Below are 17,637 nucleotides of genomic sequence, written 5' to 3'. Positions count from 1 at the left end.
ACGAAGCGGCCGCGACGCCGACCGTGAACCGACCCGCCGACGACGCGCTGCCCGAGGCCATGGCCGTCGGCCTCGACGGTTTTCTCGAGCACCTGGCTCACGAGCGCCGCGCCTCGGCCCATACGCGCGACGCCTATGCCCGCGATCTGGGTGTGGCCGCCCGGCGCTTCGCCGACACCGGCGTCCCCGACTGGACGCGCGTGACCGACGCCGACGTGCGCGACCTGCTCGCCCATCGGCACCGGCAGGGCATCCAGCCGGCCAGCCTCGCCCGCCTGCTCTCGGCCCTGCGCAGCTTCTATGTCTGGCAGATGCGCGAAGGCCGCGCCGCGGCCAATCCGGCGGTCGACGTGCGCGCGCCCAAACGCCCGGCGCGGCTGCCGGAGACGGCGGACGTGGACGACCTCGCCGCGCTGCTGGATGTGACCCCCGAAACCGACATCGACATCCGCGACCACGCCCTGCTGGAGCTGTTCTACTCCGCCGGCATTCGTCTGGCCGAGGCCGTGGGCCTGGACGCGGCCGACGTGGACCTGGCCGGGCGCGAGGCCCGCGTGCTCGGCAAGGGCGCACGCCAGCGCGCGGTGCCGGTGGGCCGCCGCGCGGCGGCCGCCCTGGCGCGCTGGCTGCCCGTGCGCGAGCGGTGGGCGGCGGCCGATGAGACGGCGCTGTTCGTCTCCGTCCACGGCACGCGGCTGTCGCGTTCCAGCGTCGCCCGGCGCATGGACCTCTGGGCCCGTCGCCACGGCCTGCCGGTGCACCTGCATCCGCACAAGCTGCGCCACTCCTTCGCCACCCATCTGTTGGAATCCAGCGGCGATCTGCGCGCCGTGCAGGAACTGCTCGGCCACGCCCATATCAGCACCACGCAGGTCTACACGCATCTGGATTTCGCGCATCTGGCGCGGGTCTACGACGCTGCCCATCCGCGCGCCCGGCACGCGGCCGACAGCGCGCCCGAGGCGGCTCCCGGCGCGGGCGATCCCGAGGCCGGCTGAACCGCGGCCGAACGGCGCCGGCTGCGGTCTCGCTTGAATCGCTGCGCGCGCGGCCCCAAGTCGGCTCCATCGACGTCAACGCGGGTGAACGCTTTGCGACAATTCGACGGCACCACTATTCTCGCCGTGCGCCACAACGGCCGCGTCGCCGTGGCCGGCGACGGCCAGGTCTCCATGGGCGACACCATGTTCAAGGGCAACGCCCGCAAGGTGCGCCGCCTCTACGACGACAGGGTCCTCGCGGGCTTTGCCGGCGGCACGGCCGACGCCTTCACGCTGTTCGAGCGCTTCGAGGGCAAGCTCGGCGAGCACAGCGGCCAGCTCGTGAAGTCCGCCGTGGAAATGGCCAAGGACTGGCGCACCGACCGCGCCCTGCGCCGGCTGGAGGCGCTGCTGCTGGTGGCCGACGAGACCGCCACGCTGATGATCTCCGGCAACGGCGACGTCATGGAGCCCGAACACGCCTGCATGGCCATCGGCTCCGGCGGCGCCTACGCCCAGGCCGCCGGCCGGGCGCTGGCCGAGAACACCGACATGGATGCACCCACCATCGCCGAGAAGGCGATGCACATCGCCGCCGACACCTGCATCTATACCAACCATCACATCACCGTCGAGGTGCTGGACCATGCCTGATACAGCCCCCGGATCCGCCGGCGAGGAGCGCCGCGAAGCGCCCATGCTGCCGCGCCACGAAATGACCCCGCGCGAGATCGTCGCCGAGCTCGATCGCCACATCATCGGCCAGGCCGAGGCCAAGCGCTCGGTGGCCATCGCCCTGCGCAACCGCTGGCGGCGGATGCAGCTCGACGAGGCCATCCGCGGCGAGATCACGCCCAAGAACATCCTCATGATCGGCCCCACCGGCGTCGGCAAGACCGAGATCGCGCGCCGTCTGGCCAAGCTCGCCAACGCGCCGTTCACCAAGGTCGAGGCGACCAAGTTCACGGAAGTGGGCTACGTCGGCAAGGAAGTTGACTCGATCGTCAAGGATCTGGTCGAGGTCGGCATGAAGATGACCCGCGAGGCCGCCAAGGCCCAGGTGCGGGTCAAGGCCGAGGACGCCGCCGAGGAGCGGATCCTGGACGCGCTGCTGCCGCGGCCCAAGAACTGGGAGGAGGCCTCCGAATCCGACCAGCGCGCCAGTGAGTCGAGTGCCACGCGCCAGGCGTTCCGCAAGCGTCTGCGCGAGGGCAAGCTCGACGACAAGGAGATCGAGCTCGAACTCCAGCAGAACCAGCAGAGCATGGAGATCATGGCGCCGCCGGGCATGGAGGAGATGACGAACCAGCTCCAGTCCATGTTTCAGAACATGCAGGGCGGCAAGACCCAGCGCAAGAAGATCCGCATCAAGGACGCCTATCGTCAGATCGTCGACGAAGAGGCCGCCAAGCTGGTCGACGAGGAGCAGATCAAGACCCAAGCCATCGAGCAGGTCGAGAACTCCGGCATCGTCTTCCTCGACGAGATCGACAAGGTCTGCAAGCGCTCGGACGCCGGTGGCGGCTCGGGTGGCGACGTCTCCCGCGAGGGCGTGCAGCGCGACCTGCTGCCGCTGGTGGAAGGCTCCACCATCTCCACCAAGTACGGCATGGTCCGCACGGATCACATCCTGTTCATCGCATCGGGTGCATTCCACGTGGCCAAGCCCTCGGACCTGATCCCCGAGCTGCAGGGTCGCCTGCCGATCCGGGTCGAGCTGGATGCGCTCAAGGCCGAGGACTTCGTGCGCATCCTCACCGAGCCGCACTGCTCGCTCACCGAGCAGTACAGCGAGCTGATGAACGTCGAGGGCGTCACGCTGACCTTCACCGAGGACGGCGTGCACCGCATCGCCGAGATGGCGTTCAAGGTCAACGAGGGCACCGAGAACATCGGCGCCCGCCGCCTGCACACGGTCATGGAGCGGCTCATGGAGGAGATCTCCTATGACGCCCCGGACCGCACCGGCGAGACGCTGACCATCGACGCCGCCTACGTCGATTCCAAGCTCAAGGACCTGGCTGCCGACGAGGACCTGTCGCGCTATATTCTGTAGTCGACAGGTCGGTACGCTCGAGCCGGGTCGCGATACCATCGCGGCCCGGCTTTTTTTCGCCTACAGGACATCCGCCATGGACGCACCCACCGACATCACCCTGCACCAGAAATCGCGGGTGCTCGAGGTCGAATACCCCGACGGCGCCCGCTACGAGCTGCCGCTGGAATACCTGCGCGTCTACAGCCCCTCCGCCGAGGTCCGAGGCCACGGCGGTCCCATGGAACTGGTCACCGGCAAGCGCGACGTCGGCGTCGACAAGATCGAACCGGTCGGCAACTACGCCATCCAGCTCCACTTCGACGACGGCCACAACACCGGCATCTTCTCCTGGGAAGAGCTGCGCGAGCTCGGCGACAACTACGAGGCCAACTGGAAGGAATACCTCGCGCGCCTCGAACAGGCCGAAGCCTCGCGGGACCAGACCCGGCACTAGGCCACACCCGGCACTAGGCCACTCGGCGTGGCTCTTGCCGCGCCGTATATTGCATTGCAAATGCAATGCATCGCGAGTCGTTCATGAGATCCGCATCGATCCCGGCCGTACGCGTGTCGCCCCAGCTTCGCGAAGCCGCCGAGCGGGTGCTGCGCGACGGCGAAACGCTGTCCGCCTTCGTGGAAGCCGCGATTCGCGACCAGGTGTATGTGCGGGAAAGTCAGGAAGCGTTCATTGCCCGCGGGCTGGCAGCGCGCGAATAAGCACGCCGCACGGGTGAATACCTCACCGGGGATGAAGTTCTCGACGGCTTGGATGCACTCGCCGAAGAAAACGCCCGGGTTCGCGATGAGTGACTTACCGCGTGGTCTTCACGCGCCAGGCGCGTGATGATCTGACGCGCCTGTACGACTTTCTCGACAGGCGCGACCCGGTGGCGGGCGCTGGTGCGCGCGCCGCGATACGCAGGGCGTTCGGCCTCTGCTCGCCGATTTCCCCTTCACGTGCCGCAAGGCGACCGAAGACACGCCGTTCCTGCGGGAACTGGTCATCAGCTTCGGCCGTGCAGGCCATGTCGCCCTGTTCGAAATCACCGATGATTCGACGGTGACTGTTCTCGCCGTTCGGCATCAGCGCGAACGAGACTATTTCTAGCTGCGGGATAGGCGGCGTTTGCTGAAAAGCTCGGTTAATTTCGAATAATACGTCTTTCGCCTGATCGTCGCACCGCTTTGGTTTGCGGATTCCGCAAGGCAAATAGCCTACAACTGTCGCCTCGTCGGGTCTTTGACGTTTTCCGCCATTGTGGCATGTTTGCACGAATGCGCTGACTGCATGGCGTAGATCAAAGAACGAGGGGCGCACGCATCCGCGTGCGAAGTGAGGGGCAATCTTGATCAACCGAATCCTGTTCGGGCAGGCGATTTTCGCCGGCGCGGCTACCTGCGCCTACGGGGACGGCGTCGCGAAAACCGCCGGTCGTTGAGGGGCTGTCGCCCAATCTACAGGTAATCATCACCGGCCACGCAGACATAGCAAAACCTTCGTCGCGAGGCGTCCCGTGGCTCACGCATATCGCCAACCGAGAGCCAGCTGAGTTTGATACATAATCAAGACCGGAAATATTACAGGACGTATCCCAATAATCGCGGCAGCTGAAAACACCTACCCTGTTCATCGACTCGGGGCGCCCGGCCGCGGGCCCCGTTGACCGGAGAATGGATGTGATGACCTGGATACATTCCGGGCGCTGTGCCTGCAGTGCGGTGACCTTCCGCCTCATGACCCAGCCGACCGACGTGATCGCCTGCCACTGCAAGACCTGTCGCCGCGTCTCCGGTTATTACTGGGCCGCGACCCACGTCGCACGTACTGCGCTCGTCATCGACAGCGACGAGACGCTCGCTTGGTGGGCGTCGTCGGACATCGCCGAGCGCGGGTTCTGCAATCGGTGCGGTTCGAGCTTGTTCTACCGCCTGCACGACGCGGACCGCATTTCGGTCGCGCCGGGCGCGCTCGATGGCCCCACCGGCCTGGCCACGGCCACACATATCTGCTGTGCCGAAGCGGGCGATTACTACCGCCTTGATGACGGCTTGCCGTGCCACTCTGGCCCGACGGTGAACGGATAACAGGGGCGTACAGCATTAAATGCTAAGCGCGCTGTTAGCCCGCGTTTTATCGTGGGTGGGAAGCATAAGGGGCGATGGGGTCTAGTTTTTCGTAGTACGTTATTCAAGATGGAGTCGAATTCACAGGGGATCCCACTAGCGCTTGGCTGATCTTCAATCTATGCCAACAGTCCATCTGAACAGCGGACCGGGCAGGGATGAGCCGCCCAGCCTTTCCGACAAGGCCCGCGTATAGCGGGCTATTGCGTCGCCGGTCTTCTGTAACTCATGAATTCTCGATACGCGCCGATATATCGGGATGTCGCGCTGACTTGTTGCGCTCGCCCGGCCGGCACTTCATGGTGCTTGGAAGGCTTGGGGCAGCGCCGCGACCGGCGGCGGGCCGATGCCGCTGGGGCCTGAGGGCCCCGGACGATACGCGGGAGGCGTCATGAGCGGAGCCGGAGGACAGGGCGGGTCGGCGCCGGCGGAGAAGCCGAAGCCGCTCGATCTGCCGCAGCTGCGGGCCGTGATCGACCGGCTGCCGCGGTCGGTGTTCGCCGGGCTGCTGGACGTCGACGGTGTGTTGATCGACGCCAACCGGGCGGCGCTCGATGCCATCGATGCGCGGCCGGAGGACGTGCTGGGCCAGCCGTTCGAGACCACGCCCTGGTGGCGGTTCTCCGAGGTGTCGCGGCGCCAGCTGCGCGCCGCGATCCGGGATGGTCGTGACGGCAAGCGCTCCCGTTTCGAGGCCGCGATGCAGGACCGCGACGGCCGCGTGCTGCTGCTCGACTTCTCGCTGGAGCCGCTCTACGGGGCGAGCGGCGAGGTGGAGTATTTGGTGCCCGCGGCCAGCGATCTGACCGAGCGCCGCGTCGCCGAGCAGCGTATCGAGTATCTGGCCACGCATGACGAGATCACCGGCCTGCCCAATCGGCACCTGCTGCAGGCGCGCCTGGCGGAGGCGATGGAGCAGGCCGGGCCCGATCAAGTCGTCATCGTGCTGCTGATCGACCTGGACCGCTTCAACCTGATCAACCTGTCGCTGGGCCACGGCGCGGGCGACACGGTGCTGTGCGAGGCCGCGCGCCGTCTGATGGACTGGGCCGGCGACCGGGATCGGGTCGCGCGCGTGGGCGGTGACGAGTTCGCCGTACTGCTCGACGGCGACGTGGATCCGGCGGCTGCGGCCACGGCGGTGGCCGACATCCTGGGGCGGGCGATCACGGTCGAAGGCCAGGAGATTCATCTGACTTGCAGCATCGGCTGTGCGCGCCACAGCGCCGCCGGCGATGCCGACGACGGTCTGCTGCTGAAGAAGGCCTCCGCGGCGTTGTACGGCGCCAAGGCGCGCGGCGGCAACCTGGCCGAGGTGTACCGGCGGGGTCCGGACGATCGCGACCCCGAGCGGCTGGCGCTGGAATCCGCGCTGCACCACGCGATCGAGCGCGACGAGCTCTTCCTGTGCTATCAGCCGCAGGTGGATCTGGCCTCGGGGCGGATCGTCGGCGCCGAGGCCCTCATGCGTTGGCGCCGGCCGGGCCACGGCGTGGTGCCGCCCGATCGTTTCATCCCGATCGCCGAGCAGACCGGGCGCATCGTGCCCATGGGCGCCTGGGCACTGGAGACCGCGCTGGCGACGACCCGCGGCTGGCTGGCCGGAGAGCTGGCGCTGGCCCAGATCAGCGTCAACATCTCGGCGCGCGAATTCCTGCGGCCGGACTTCGTCCGCCAGGTCGAGACGATGCTCCATACGGCCGACGTCGCGCCGCAGCGCCTCACGCTGGAGCTGACGGAAAGCATGCTCATGGACGATGCCGAGGGCGCGGTGCGTACGCTGGCCGCGCTCAAGGCGCTGGGCGTGCGGCTGGCGCTGGACGACTTCGGCACGGGTTATTCGAGCCTGAGTTACCTGCGGCGTTTCCCCTTGGATGTCATCAAGATCGATCGCTCGTTCGTGCGCGATATCGCCGTGGACGCGAGTACCGCCGCGATCGTGGACGCGACCATCCGCATGGCCCACAGCCTGAATCTGGATGTGGTGGCCGAAGGCGTGGAGACCGAGGCCCAGCTCGCCGAACTGGCCGCCCGCGGCTGCGATCAGGCCCAGGGCTATCTGTTCTCTGCCCCCGTGCCGGCCGAGGATCTCGCCGCGCTGCTGCGCAGCGACCCACCGTGGGCGGTCGCACCCGCCCGGCCCGTGCCCGAACGCTGACGCACTGCGGGTTGCGTCGTCCGTCGCCTCGCGTTGTCGGCGCGGAGCTTCGATATCCGCCGCATTTGGGGATATCGCTGAGCCCGCTCGAGGCCCGCCATATGCCGCATCCTGAGCGATGCGGCGGAGCCGGCCGGCAGCGTGTGGCGCCGCAAACCGCGCGGCGCGGGGCGCTTCCATGGCGCGGGCGTCCGGCTATCGCAGGTCGTGAAAAGGCCCGCGTACCCGGAATCCTACGGATGGGCCCGTGGCGGATGCGGCCCCGACAATGCGGGCAGAACATCAACCGTGGAGCCCGCATGGCCCGGCAACAGGATATCGCGCAGGCCGCGCTCCGGCGGCACGGCCGCACCTTCGCCGCGGAGCTCGGCGTCCGGCTGCAGCGCAACACGCCCTCGCCGTTGTTCCGGCTGCTGTGTCTGTCGCTGCTGACGAGCGCGCCGGTACAGGCCGATCTGGCCATGCGCGGCGCGCAGGCGCTGGGCACGGCCGGCTGGACCACGCCCGACAAGCTGCGCCGCAGCAGCTGGGCCGAGCGCGCGGCGGTGCTCAACCGCGCCGGCTACGCTCGCGTGGATGAAAAGACCGCCACCCAGCTGGAGCGGTTCAACGACCGGCTGCTGTCCGAATACGGCGGCGACCTGCGACGGCTGCGCGGCGAGGCGGACGGCGACCTGCGCGCCGCGCGCAAGGCCCTGAAGCAGTTCCACGGCATCGGCGAGACCGGCGCCGGCATCTTCCTGCGCGAGGTCCAGGCCGCATGGCCGGAGTTCCATCCCTTCGCCGACAAGGCCGCACTCAAGGCCGCCGAGAAACTGGGGCTGCCCACCGAGGTCGAGCATCTCGCCGGCCTGGTCGAGCCGCGCGAGTTCCCCCGCCTGGTCGCCGCGCTGGTGCGCACCCAGCTGGCGAAGGACTTCGGCGCGGTGCGGTCGGCGGCCGGCTGACGAGGCCCGGACACGAGGCGCCCGTACGGGCGCGAAGCCGTGGGCTGGCTGGTGCGGTGGCTTCGCTCTGGCGGGCCGAGGGCCCGGGTCGGGCCGGGCGCGCCCGCCGTCCGGCGGCGCGGTGTCGTGGCCGTGTGTACGGCGAGCGTGTGCTCAGCGCTGTTGCTCGAGCAAAGCATCGCGCTGCAGGTTGTGGTTCAGCATGTTGACGAAGGCCTGCAGCGGCGCGCTGTCGGCGCCGCCGCTGCGAATCACGCCGATGTCCATGCCGGGGATGCTGTCGACCAGCGCGCGGCGCGATAGATGCTCGCCGTCGAGCGTCCACGGGCGGAATACCAGATCCGACAGGATCGTGATGCCGATGTTGCGGCCGACCATGCTGCGCACGGCCTCGATCGAATGGCTGCGGAACGCGATCTCGGGTCGCACGGGGCTGGTGCGCCAGTAGCGCGTCCAGGTGCTGGCGTGCTCGTCCATCTCGAGCCGCACGAACGGGTAATCGGCCACGTCGGCCAGCGTGATCCGTTCGGCCTGCTGCAGTGGATGGCCGGAGCTCAGCCAGAGATGGCGCGGGGAGGTGAACAACACGTCGCAGCGCAGCGCGTCGTCCGGCGTGACGTTGTCGGTGACCATCAGGCCCATGTCGAGTCGACGGTCTTTGACCTGCTGTTGGAGCCCGGCGATATCGTCCTCCACGAAGCGGATCGCGAGCCCGGCCAGCATGCTCTGCTGCCACCGCAGGATACGGGGCAGCAGGTAGGCCGAGATCGTCTCGGTGACGCCCACGGTTAGGCAGCCCGTCAGCTCCACGGGCTCGTCGTCCAGACTCAGGCGGGCCTCCTCGACCGTGCGCAGGATGCGCAGGGCGTACTGCTGCAGGCGCCGCCCGTACTCGGTGGGCGTGAGCCCGCGGGCGTGGCGCAGGAACAGCGGCTTGTCGACGTCCTGCTCGAGCTTCTGCAGCGAGGCCGACATCGACGGCTGCGAGATATGGCAGCGCTGGGCGGCTTCCGAAAGCGTGCCTGTCTCCGCGACCGCCAGGAAATGGCGCAGTTGCTGAAGCTTCATCTATAGTTTTTATCTATACGCTGGGCTCGAAAATACATATTAGATTGTTTCGAGCCGCCCCCGGTAGGGTCGAGTGATGGACAGAATGTGCGCAACATCGCGGTGACACGCCGCATTCCCGGCTATTGCACGCTGTGTCGCTCGCGTTGCGGCACGCTTAATACCGTCGACGGCGACGGCCTCGTCGCCGTCGAGGCCGACCCCGCGCATCCCACCGGCCAGGCCACCTGTGCCAAGGGCCGCGCCGCGCCCGAACTCGTGCATGCGCGCGATCGCATTCTCTACCCGCTCAAGCGCACGCGCCCCAAGGGCGATGCCGACCCCGGTTGGCAGCGGATCGATTGGGACGTGGCCCTCGCCGAGATTGCCGATCGCCTCGCCGACTATCGCGCGCGCCTCGGCGCGGAGAGCGTGGCGTTCTCGGTGACCACGCCCAGCGGCACGCCGATGTCGGACAGCATCGACTGGGTCGAGCGCTTCATCCGGCGCTACGGCAGCCCCAACACCATCTATGCCACCGAGCTGTGCAACTGGCACAAGGATGTCGCCCACCAGTTCACCTTCGGCTGCGGTATGCCGGTGGCCGACTATGCCCGCGCGCGTCTGAACATTCTCTGGGGCCATAACCCGTCCAGCGTCTGGCTGGCCCAGGCGGCGCGCGTGGCCAAGGGCCGCACGCTGCTGGTCGTCGACCCGCGCGCCACCGCCCACGCCCGTGCGGCCGACCTGTGGCTGCGTATTCGCCCCGGTACCGACGACGCGCTGGCGCTGGGCCTGGCCCGGCTGTTGATCGAACAACGGCGTATCGATCACGACTTCGTGCGCCGCTGGAGCAACGCCGGTTTTCTGGTGGACGAGGCCAGCGGTGCGCTGCTGCGCGCCGAGCGGTTCGACGAGCATGCGCAGGGCTATGTCGCCTGGTCGCGCACCGGGCACGGCGCCTTCACGGTCGATACGCGCACGCCGATGCCGGCCGCGCACGCCGACGACCTGTGCCTGCACGGGCGCTACGAGGTCACGCTCGCCAACGGCGATACCGTCACCTGTCGGCCGGCGTTCGACCACTACCGGCGCGCCTGCGCGCCGTGGACGCTCGCGCGCACCGCCGAGGTGACCGGCCTGGCGCCCGACGATATCCGCCGCGCCGCGGACATGATCGCCGCCGCCGGGCCGGCGGTGAGCTATCACGGCTGGACCGGCATCGGCCAGCACGCCAACGCCACCCAGACCGAGCGCGCCATCGCCACGCTCTATGCGCTCACCGGCAGCTTCGACCGGATCGGCGGCAATCGTATCTACGGGCCGTTGCCCGCCAACGGCGTCAACGATCCGTCGCTGCTCGAAGCCACCCAGCGCGCGAAAGCCCTGGGTATCGACACGCGCCCGCTCGGCCCGCCGGCGACGGGCTGGGTCACCGCGGCGGATGTCTACGACGCCGTGCTCGACGACAAACCCTATGCCGTCAAGGCGCTGTTCGGCTTCGGCGCCAATTTTCTCGTCTCCCAGCCGGGCACCGAGCGCGGCCAGCGTGCGCTCGAGGCGCTGGAGTTTCATGTCCACTGCGACCTGTTTCATACGCCCACCAACGCCTACGCCGATATCCTGCTGCCCATCAACACACCCTGGGAGCGCGAAGGCCTGCGCCTGGGCTTCGAGGTCGACGCCGATGCCGCGGCCCACGTGCAGCTGCGCCCGCGCATGGTCGCGCCGCGCGGCGAATCCCGGGCCGACTACGACGTCGCCATGGCGCTCGCCTGTCGGCTGGGCATGGCCGGCGACTTCTTCGGCGGCGATATCGAGGCCGGCTGGGACTACATGCTCGAACCGCTGGGCCTCGACGTCGATACGCTGCGGGCCGAGCCCGGCGGGCGCCGCGTCGAGCTCGACAGCGGCGAGCGCAAGTACGCGCGCGTGAACGCCGACGGCGAAGCCGCCGGTTTCGCCACGCCCTCGCGCCGGGTGGAGTTCTACAGCGAAATGCTGCACGTCCACGGCTATCCGGCGGTACCGCAGGCGCGCGCGCCGGCCGCGGCGCAGCCCGGGCGGCCGCTGCGGCTGGTCACGGTCAAGGACGGCTACTACTGTCATTCCCAGCATCGCCAGATCAGCTCGCTGCGCCGGCGCTCGCCCGACCCGCGCGTGGCGCTGTCGCCGGGCGCCGCCGCGCAGCGCGGCCTCGGGGCCGGGCAGTGGGTGGCCGTCGAAGGTGCGACCGGCAGCGCGCATCTGCGTCTGACGATCGACGACGCGCTCGAGGACGACGTGGCCATCGCCGACTACGGCTGGTGGCAGGCCTGCGACGATCTCGGCCTGCCCGGCGCGCCGATCAGCGGCGCCGCGACCCGCAATATCAACGCCGTGATCGACGACACTGCCCGCGACCCGGTCAGCGGGGCGATCGCGCTGCGCAGCGCGCGCTGCGAGGTGCGCGCGCTCGCCGGCGCGACCGGCTGGGCCGGCTATCGCGCCTTTCGGGTCATGGCGATACAGCGCGAGAGCGAGGCCGTGGCCTCGGTGATCCTGCAGCCCGTGGACGGCGCCCCGCTGGCAGGCTTTCGCCCGGGCCAGCATCTGCCGCTGCGCTTCGCGCTCGCGAACGGCGAGGCCGCCGAGCGCTTCTATTCGCTGTCGGGCGCCGCGCTCGACACGCCGCGCACCTACCGCATCAGCGTCAAGCGGCTCGCGCGCGCAGGCGAGGGCGCGCCCGGCGTCGTGTCCACGCATATCAACGAGGCCCTGCGCGAGGGTGACGTGGTCGAAGCGCGCATGCCCGCCGGGCGTTTCACGCTGCCCACGCGTCACGACGCGCCGATCGTGCTGATCGCCGGCGGCATCGGCATCACGCCGTTCCTGTCGCTGCTGGAAACGCTGGCCGCGAGCGACGACGACGCCATGCCCGAGATTCATCTCGTCTACGCCAACCGCCACGGCGCCAGCCACGCCTTCGCCGCGCGCCTGCGTGCGTTGCAGGCGCGCCTGCCCCGGCTGAACGTGAGCGATCTCTACAGCGCGCCGCGCGCCACCGACGAACCTGGCCGCGACTACCACCGCGCCGGACGCCTCGACGACCGCGTGATCGCCGACGACTGGATCGCGCGCCGTGCGCGCTTCTATCTCTGCGGGCCGGATGCGCTCATGGCGCAGGCGCGCACCCTGCTGGCCGCGCGCGGCGTGTTCGATTTCGAGATATTTTCCGAAGCGTTCACCGCCCCGGCGCCGGTCGATCGCGCCGGGCTGGCGCCGCAGCGGGTGCATCTCGCCCGCTCGGGCATCACGATCGACTGGACGCCGACGCATGCCTCCATTCTCGACTGCGCCGACCGCCACGGCGTCGAGCTGCCCAGCGGCTGCCGCGCCGGCCAGTGTGAAAGCTGTGCCCTGCGGCTGGTCTCCGGGCGGGTGCAGACCGCGGTCGATACCGCCGCACTCGCCGACGATGTCTGCCTGACCTGCCAGGCCGTGCCGCTCACCGATATCGAGCTCGACGCATGAACGCGCGGCGCGCCGTCTGTCGCCGCCGCCATGCGCTCGCCCCATGTTCACGACCCCGGAAGTTCCCATGCTGACCATCGACGCCGACACCGCCCGCCAGTGCCTGGCCTTCGAGCGCCTCGTGCCCACCCTGCGCGACGCTTTCGTCGCCGGCTGCCAGGCGCCGCCGCGCCATCATCACCACGGCGTGGGCAACGCTGCCGACAGCACGCTGCTGCTCATGCCGGCGTGGTCCGAGCGCTATATGGGCATCAAGGTGGTGAGCGTGTTTCCGGGCAACGGCCAGCGCGGCCTGCCGGGCCTGCACGCCAGCTATCTGCTCTGCGATGCCGATACCGGCCAGCATCTCGCCCTCATCGACGGCGACCAGATCACCGCAAGGCGGACGGCCGCGGCCTCGGCGCTCGGCGCGTCCTATCTCGCCCGCGAGGACGCCCGCGAGCTGCTGATTCTCGGCGCCGGGCGGATCGGCTCGCTCATGGCCGCGGCCTATCGCAGCGTGCGGGCCATAGAGCGCGTGCGCGTCTGGAATCCGACCGCCGCCAACGCCGAGCGCCTGGTCGGCGCGCTGCGCGAGGACGGCTTCGACGCCGAGGTCGTGTCCGACCTGGAAGCCGCCGTGAAATCGGCGGACTGCGTCGTCGGCGCCACGCTGTCCACCGCGCCGCTGATTCACGGCGAGTGGCTGCAGGCCGGCGTGCACGTGGACCTCATCGGCAGCTTCTCGCCCGCCATGCGCGAGGCCGACGACGCCGTGTTCGCCCGCGGACAGGTCTTCGTGGACGTGCTCGGCGCGCTGCACGAAAGCGGCGATCTCATCGAACCCATCGCCAGCGGCGCGCTCGCCGAGGCCGACATCCGCGCCGATCTGGCCACGCTGTGCCGCGGCGACCATCCCGGCCGCGAGAACGACAACGACATCACCGTATTCAAGGCCGTCGGCACCGCGCTGGAGGATCTGGCCAGCGCGACGCTCATCTACGAGGCCAACGCCCACTGACTTTGTGTCTATAACGAGCCCACCGGCTCACAAGGGGGATTCCAACTATGTTCAGCGCACTCACCCGCGGCTGTGTTCGCGTATTCGACCGCTACCTGCCCGATCCACTGATCCTCGTGCTCATCATCACGCTGGTGGTGTTCGCCGCGGGCATGGTCTTCCAGGGCCACGGCCCGGTCGCGATGCTCGGCTTCTGGCAGGACGGCTTCTGGAATCTGCTCAGCTTCGCCATGCAGATGGCGCTGATGCTGGTCACCGGCTTCACCGTCGCCAAGACGCCGCTGTTCATGAGCCTGGTCTCGCGTATCGCCACCGTCGCCCGCACGCCGGTACGCGCGGTGGTCACGGTCAGCTTCGTGTCGCTGGTGGTTACGTGGTTCAACTGGGGCATCGGTCTGGTCGTGGGCGCGATTCTCGCGCGTGAACTCGCCCGCCGCGTCGAGGGCGTGGATTACCGCCTGCTGGTCGCCAGCGCCTATGCCGGCTTCATCATCTGGCATGCCGGCCTGTCGGCGGCCGCGCCCCTGGTCGTGGCCACGCCCGGCCACTTCCTGGAAGACCAGATCGGGCTCATCTCCACGAGCGAGACCATCTTCAGCCCGATCAATCTCATCATCTGTCTGGTGATACTGGTCCTCATGCCGATCGTCTGCGGGCTGATGATGCGCGGCATCAAGGACCCCGTCACCGTCAAGGCCGACCAGCTCGAGGATGCGCCCGCCGCCAAGCGCGATCACGACGAGCAGACGCGCCCGGCCGAGCGCCTGGAACAGTCGAAATGGCTGGCCTGGATCAGCGCCGCACTCGGCTTCGCCGCGGTGCTCGCCTATGCCTTCACCGGCGGCGGGCTCAACCTCAACATCGTCATCTTCGTGCTGATCTTTCTGGGTCTGGCCCTGCACGGCAGTGCCAAGGCCTTTCTGGAAACACTGGACGAAGCCGTGCGCGGCGTGGCCGGCGTGCTCATCCAGTTCCCGTTCTATGCCGGCATCATGGGCATGATGAGCGCCTCCGGCCTCGCGGCCGAACTCGCCAACGGCTTCGTGAGCATCTCCACCGCCCACACCCTGCCGTTCATCAGCTTCCTGTCGGCCGGCTTCATCAACATCTTCATCCCCTCCGGCGGCGGCCAGTGGGCCGTGCAGGGGCCCATCCTCATCGAAGCCGCGCAGTCGCTCAATGCCGATATCGGCAACGTCATCACCGGCTTCGCCTGGGGCGACGCCTGGACGAACATGATCCAGCCCTTCTGGGCGCTGCCCGCGCTCGCCATCGCCGGCCTCAAGGCCCGCGACATCATGGGCTTCTGTGTGGTGATCATGCTGGTTACGGGTGTGGCGATTGGGGCGTTGTTGCTGATCTAGGGCCGCGCTTCGGTACGGGCTGGCCGAGGCAGCCGCTCGCGCCGCGCCGCCGAGGGGTAAGCGTGCATCGTTTGCCATGCCTTGATTTCGCCGCTCTGTGCGACGAATAGCTAAGAAAGGCCCGCCTCGGCGGGCCTTTTCTTTGCGCGCCGTTCATGGAATGTTGTCTTTTCGGTTTTCGGGTGCACTTGCGCTCTAGCCGGGTCGCGGCAAGCAGCCGTGCGAGACGAGGGGAACATGAGTTGTCGAATTATCGCCGCGCGGCGCTGTGCGCCGGTGAAAGTACGGCGCACGCGGATGCTGGTAGGGCTATGGCGCAGACTTTGGAGCCGACGCGTTCGATGGTTTGGGCTCGCGGCTAATCGCGGAACTCGGGATCGCGCAGTTGATGCACGATGCAAGACCTACTCCCAATCTTACTCCGAAAGCGCTGCCGCGCTTCGGTCGGCAACTGAGCTTCGGCGTTAGTTTCTAAATCAGGGAACAAAAATGAAATTGAAATCGGTGCGAATACAGAACTTTCGAGCATTCAAAGACGAGAAGATTGAATTTGATGATTACAACTGTTTTGTGGGGCCAAATGGTGCCGGTAAGTCAACTGTAATAAACGCGCTAAATGTGTTTTTTAGACAACATAAAGATTCGAAAACTGACCTGAGTAAGCTATCAGCCGACGATTTCCATCATAAAAATACAGCTGATCCAATTTCGATAACCGTCACATTTGGAGATCTCTCAGATGAAGCCAAGAAGGATTTAGCTGATTACGTAAGGCAAGAAAAGCTCGTTATAACTGCGCAAGCTGAATACGATGAGGGGACGGAGCGAGCTGAGGTCAAGCAATTCGGGAATCGTCTTGGCATAACTGACTTCAAGGTTTGGTTTGAAGCGGAGAAATCGAAAACGCCAGCCAAAAAATTGAAAGAGATTTTCGCGCAGCTAAGGGAGAAATGGCCTGGAATTACAGGAGCAAATTCGAAATCTGATATGGCAGCGGATTTAAATGAATTTGAAGCATCTAACCCCGATAGCTGTAGCTTGATTCCGAGTGAAGATCAATTCTACGGGGTTTCAAAAGGGGCCAATCGGCTTGCGCCTCATTTGCAGTGGGTCTTCGTCTCTGCATCAAAAGATTTTTCCGAGGAGGCGGAAGAAAGTAAAAATTCTGCTCTTGGGTAGCTCCTGTCTAGGGCTATTAGGGCCAAGGTCAATTTCACAGAAAAAGTGGATGAGTTGAAAGACGGGTTACGGCAAAGCTACCAACAAATGCTGGATGAGGAGCAAGGGGTTCTTTCGGATATATCTGATTCGCTTGAAAAAAAACTAAAATTATGGGCTAACCCCAGTGCAAAAGCAAAGGTTCTCTGGAAAACCATGCTGAAAAATCAATTAAAATAGAAGAGCCGCTTGCTCATATTAGGATTGGCGAAAAAGGTTTTGAAAGTGATCTTGCACGATTCGGCCATGGCATGCAGAGATCGTATCTTTTAACCTTATTGCAAGAGCTTGCAGATTTAGACGAAGAAAATTCGCCAACTCTAATAATGGCTATCGAGGAGCCAGAGCTTTATCAGCATCCACCCCAAGCTCGATATTTATCAGAAGTTTTGCAGGAGCTATCAAGAGACCAGTCTCAGGTTATACTATGTTCGCACAGTCCTCATTTTATACCGGGCGATGATTTTCATAATGTGAGGCTTGTTAGGGAGTCTGGTAATCCTGCTCGTTCCGCCGTTTCTTCTCTAGAATATAGTGAGCTGGCGTTAGAATTGAGCAATGCTGGCGAAAATCCTGTAAAAGAAAGCGGCATGGTTGCAAAGCTTTATCCAACTCTACGCCCAGAGATCAGCGAAATGTTTTTCAGCGAAAGGCTTGTTTTGGCTGAAGGAGTGGAAGATGTCGCATATATAACATCGTATATACAGTTAATGGATAGGTATAACGATTTTAGGCGCTCTGGGTATCACATTATTCCTGTAGGCGGGAAAAATGAACTGATAAAGCCACTAGCTATCGCCAAGCTACTCGATATTAAGGTTTTTGTGGTGTGCGACGCCGACACCGACAAGACAAATGAACAAGAGATTGGAAAACATAAGAAAGATAACGCGGCTATCTTGCATTTATTGGGGCACGATAAAGGTGAAAACTGGCCGGGCCACGATATTAAGAAGCACAATCTCAGAATGTGGGAAACGAATATTACAAAGACAATCGGGCCCGAGTTAGGTGAACAATGGAAGCAGCACGTCGATCAGGCGGCTGCATACTACGGCAATGCTGGGGGGTTAAATAAGAACCCTCTCGCAGTATCAAGGGCCTTAGAGAGCGCTTGGGCGTCTGGTCTTAGGTCTGAAGCACTGAGGGATCTCGTAGACGAAATGCTATCGACCTAAGGCGTGTCGTCACGAAATTTTAAGCCATAAGCAGAGACACGCGATCTGAGCTTGGGCCAGGAACGACGAG

General features: G+C 65.8%; 15 protein-coding genes and 1 pseudogene. 14 read left to right on the top strand and 2 right to left on the bottom strand.

The window, feature by feature from the left end; translation table 11 throughout:
• Positions 1–59: 59 nt before the first annotated feature.
• The 5 genes and pseudogenes from xerC to SAOR_RS14655 all read left to right on the top strand — a co-directional run.
• The gene (gene xerC / locus SAOR_RS14675) at positions 60–998 is read left to right on the top strand and encodes a tyrosine recombinase XerC (protein ID WP_123632187.1); all 939 of its coding nucleotides are present in this window, start codon (positions 60–62) and stop codon (positions 996–998) included.
• 93 nt (positions 999–1,091) lie between these two features.
• Positions 1,092–1,634, top strand: coding sequence for an ATP-dependent protease subunit HslV (hslV, locus tag SAOR_RS14670; RefSeq protein ID WP_123632087.1), 543 nt, complete (start codon positions 1,092–1,094; stop codon positions 1,632–1,634).
• A 43-nt stretch (positions 1,635–1,677) separates the two neighbouring features.
• Positions 1,678–3,036 (top strand): ATP-dependent protease ATPase subunit HslU, encoded by a 1,359-nt coding sequence (hslU, locus tag SAOR_RS14665; RefSeq protein ID WP_123632186.1) that lies wholly within the window; start codon positions 1,678–1,680, stop codon positions 3,034–3,036.
• Positions 3,037–3,112: 76 nt separating this feature from the next.
• Complete coding sequence (locus SAOR_RS14660; protein WP_123632086.1) at positions 3,113–3,472, top strand: gamma-butyrobetaine hydroxylase family protein; 360 nt, start codon at positions 3,113–3,115, stop codon at positions 3,470–3,472.
• Positions 3,473–3,555: 83 nt separating this feature from the next.
• A pseudogene (locus SAOR_RS14655) lies at positions 3,556–3,732 on the top strand (YlcI/YnfO family protein); the annotation flags it as partial.
• Positions 3,733–3,829: 97 nt separating this feature from the next.
• Here SAOR_RS14655 and SAOR_RS17410 read toward each other — a convergent pair.
• Positions 3,830–4,372: a hypothetical protein gene (locus SAOR_RS17410; protein WP_245965491.1), complete on the bottom strand. Its 543-nt coding sequence runs from the start codon at positions 4,370–4,372 to the stop codon at positions 3,830–3,832.
• Positions 4,373–4,689: 317 nt separating this feature from the next.
• Here SAOR_RS17410 and SAOR_RS14645 point away from each other — a divergent pair, with 317 nt between their 5' ends.
• The 3 genes from SAOR_RS14645 (at position 4,690) to SAOR_RS14635 (ending at position 8,247) form a co-directional block, all read left to right on the top strand.
• On the top strand, positions 4,690–5,103 hold the full coding sequence (locus SAOR_RS14645) for a GFA family protein (RefSeq protein WP_484336709.1): 414 nt from the start codon (positions 4,690–4,692) through the stop codon (positions 5,101–5,103).
• Positions 5,104–5,533: 430 nt separating this feature from the next.
• The gene (locus tag SAOR_RS14640) at positions 5,534–7,300 is read left to right on the top strand and encodes a putative bifunctional diguanylate cyclase/phosphodiesterase (protein ID WP_185015715.1); all 1,767 of its coding nucleotides are present in this window, start codon (positions 5,534–5,536) and stop codon (positions 7,298–7,300) included.
• Between the two features lie 299 nt (positions 7,301–7,599).
• The gene (locus SAOR_RS14635) at positions 7,600–8,247 is read left to right on the top strand and encodes a hypothetical protein (RefSeq protein ID WP_123632084.1); all 648 of its coding nucleotides are present in this window, start codon (positions 7,600–7,602) and stop codon (positions 8,245–8,247) included.
• A 153-nt stretch (positions 8,248–8,400) separates the two neighbouring features.
• Here the strand turns inward: SAOR_RS14635 and SAOR_RS14630 are convergent, their stop codons facing one another.
• Positions 8,401–9,315, bottom strand: a complete 915-nt coding sequence (locus tag SAOR_RS14630) for a LysR substrate-binding domain-containing protein (protein ID WP_123632083.1) — start codon at positions 9,313–9,315, stop codon at positions 8,401–8,403.
• 87 nt (positions 9,316–9,402) lie between these two features.
• Here SAOR_RS14630 and SAOR_RS14625 point away from each other — a divergent pair, with 87 nt between their 5' ends.
• The 6 genes from SAOR_RS14625 (at position 9,403) to SAOR_RS16985 (ending at position 17,567) form a co-directional block, all read left to right on the top strand.
• Positions 9,403–12,807 (top strand): molybdopterin-dependent oxidoreductase, encoded by a 3,405-nt coding sequence (locus SAOR_RS14625; protein ID WP_221180018.1) that lies wholly within the window; start codon positions 9,403–9,405, stop codon positions 12,805–12,807.
• A 67-nt stretch (positions 12,808–12,874) separates the two neighbouring features.
• A complete protein-coding gene (gene lhpI / locus SAOR_RS14620; RefSeq protein ID WP_185015714.1) occupies positions 12,875–13,807 on the top strand; it encodes a bifunctional Delta(1)-pyrroline-2-carboxylate/Delta(1)-piperideine-2-carboxylate reductase in 933 nt (310 codons plus the stop codon).
• A 47-nt stretch (positions 13,808–13,854) separates the two neighbouring features.
• Complete coding sequence (locus SAOR_RS14615) at positions 13,855–15,171, top strand: short-chain fatty acid transporter (RefSeq protein ID WP_123632081.1); 1,317 nt, start codon at positions 13,855–13,857, stop codon at positions 15,169–15,171.
• Between the two features lie 489 nt (positions 15,172–15,660).
• Positions 15,661–16,350 carry an ATP-dependent nuclease gene (locus SAOR_RS16995; protein WP_221180017.1) on the top strand — a complete coding sequence of 230 codons (690 nt, stop codon included), beginning with the start codon at positions 15,661–15,663 and terminating at the stop codon, positions 16,348–16,350.
• Between the two features lie 45 nt (positions 16,351–16,395).
• Positions 16,396–16,569 carry a hypothetical protein gene (locus SAOR_RS16990; RefSeq protein ID WP_221180016.1) on the top strand — a complete coding sequence of 58 codons (174 nt, stop codon included), beginning with the start codon at positions 16,396–16,398 and terminating at the stop codon, positions 16,567–16,569.
• Positions 16,536–17,567, top strand: a complete 1,032-nt coding sequence (locus tag SAOR_RS16985) for an ATP-dependent nuclease (RefSeq protein ID WP_221180022.1) — start codon at positions 16,536–16,538, stop codon at positions 17,565–17,567. The genes SAOR_RS16990 and SAOR_RS16985 overlap by 34 nt, the downstream gene beginning before the upstream one ends.
• Positions 17,568–17,637 lie beyond the last annotated feature (70 nt).

Origin of the sequence: Salinisphaera orenii subsp. orenii MK-B5 (assembly GCF_003788635.1) — a bacterium.
Classification (GTDB): domain Bacteria; phylum Pseudomonadota; class Gammaproteobacteria; order Nevskiales; family Salinisphaeraceae; genus Salinisphaera; species Salinisphaera orenii.
The sequence above is the reverse complement of the archived record's forward strand: the minus strand, read 5'-3'. Positions and strand labels throughout refer to the sequence as shown.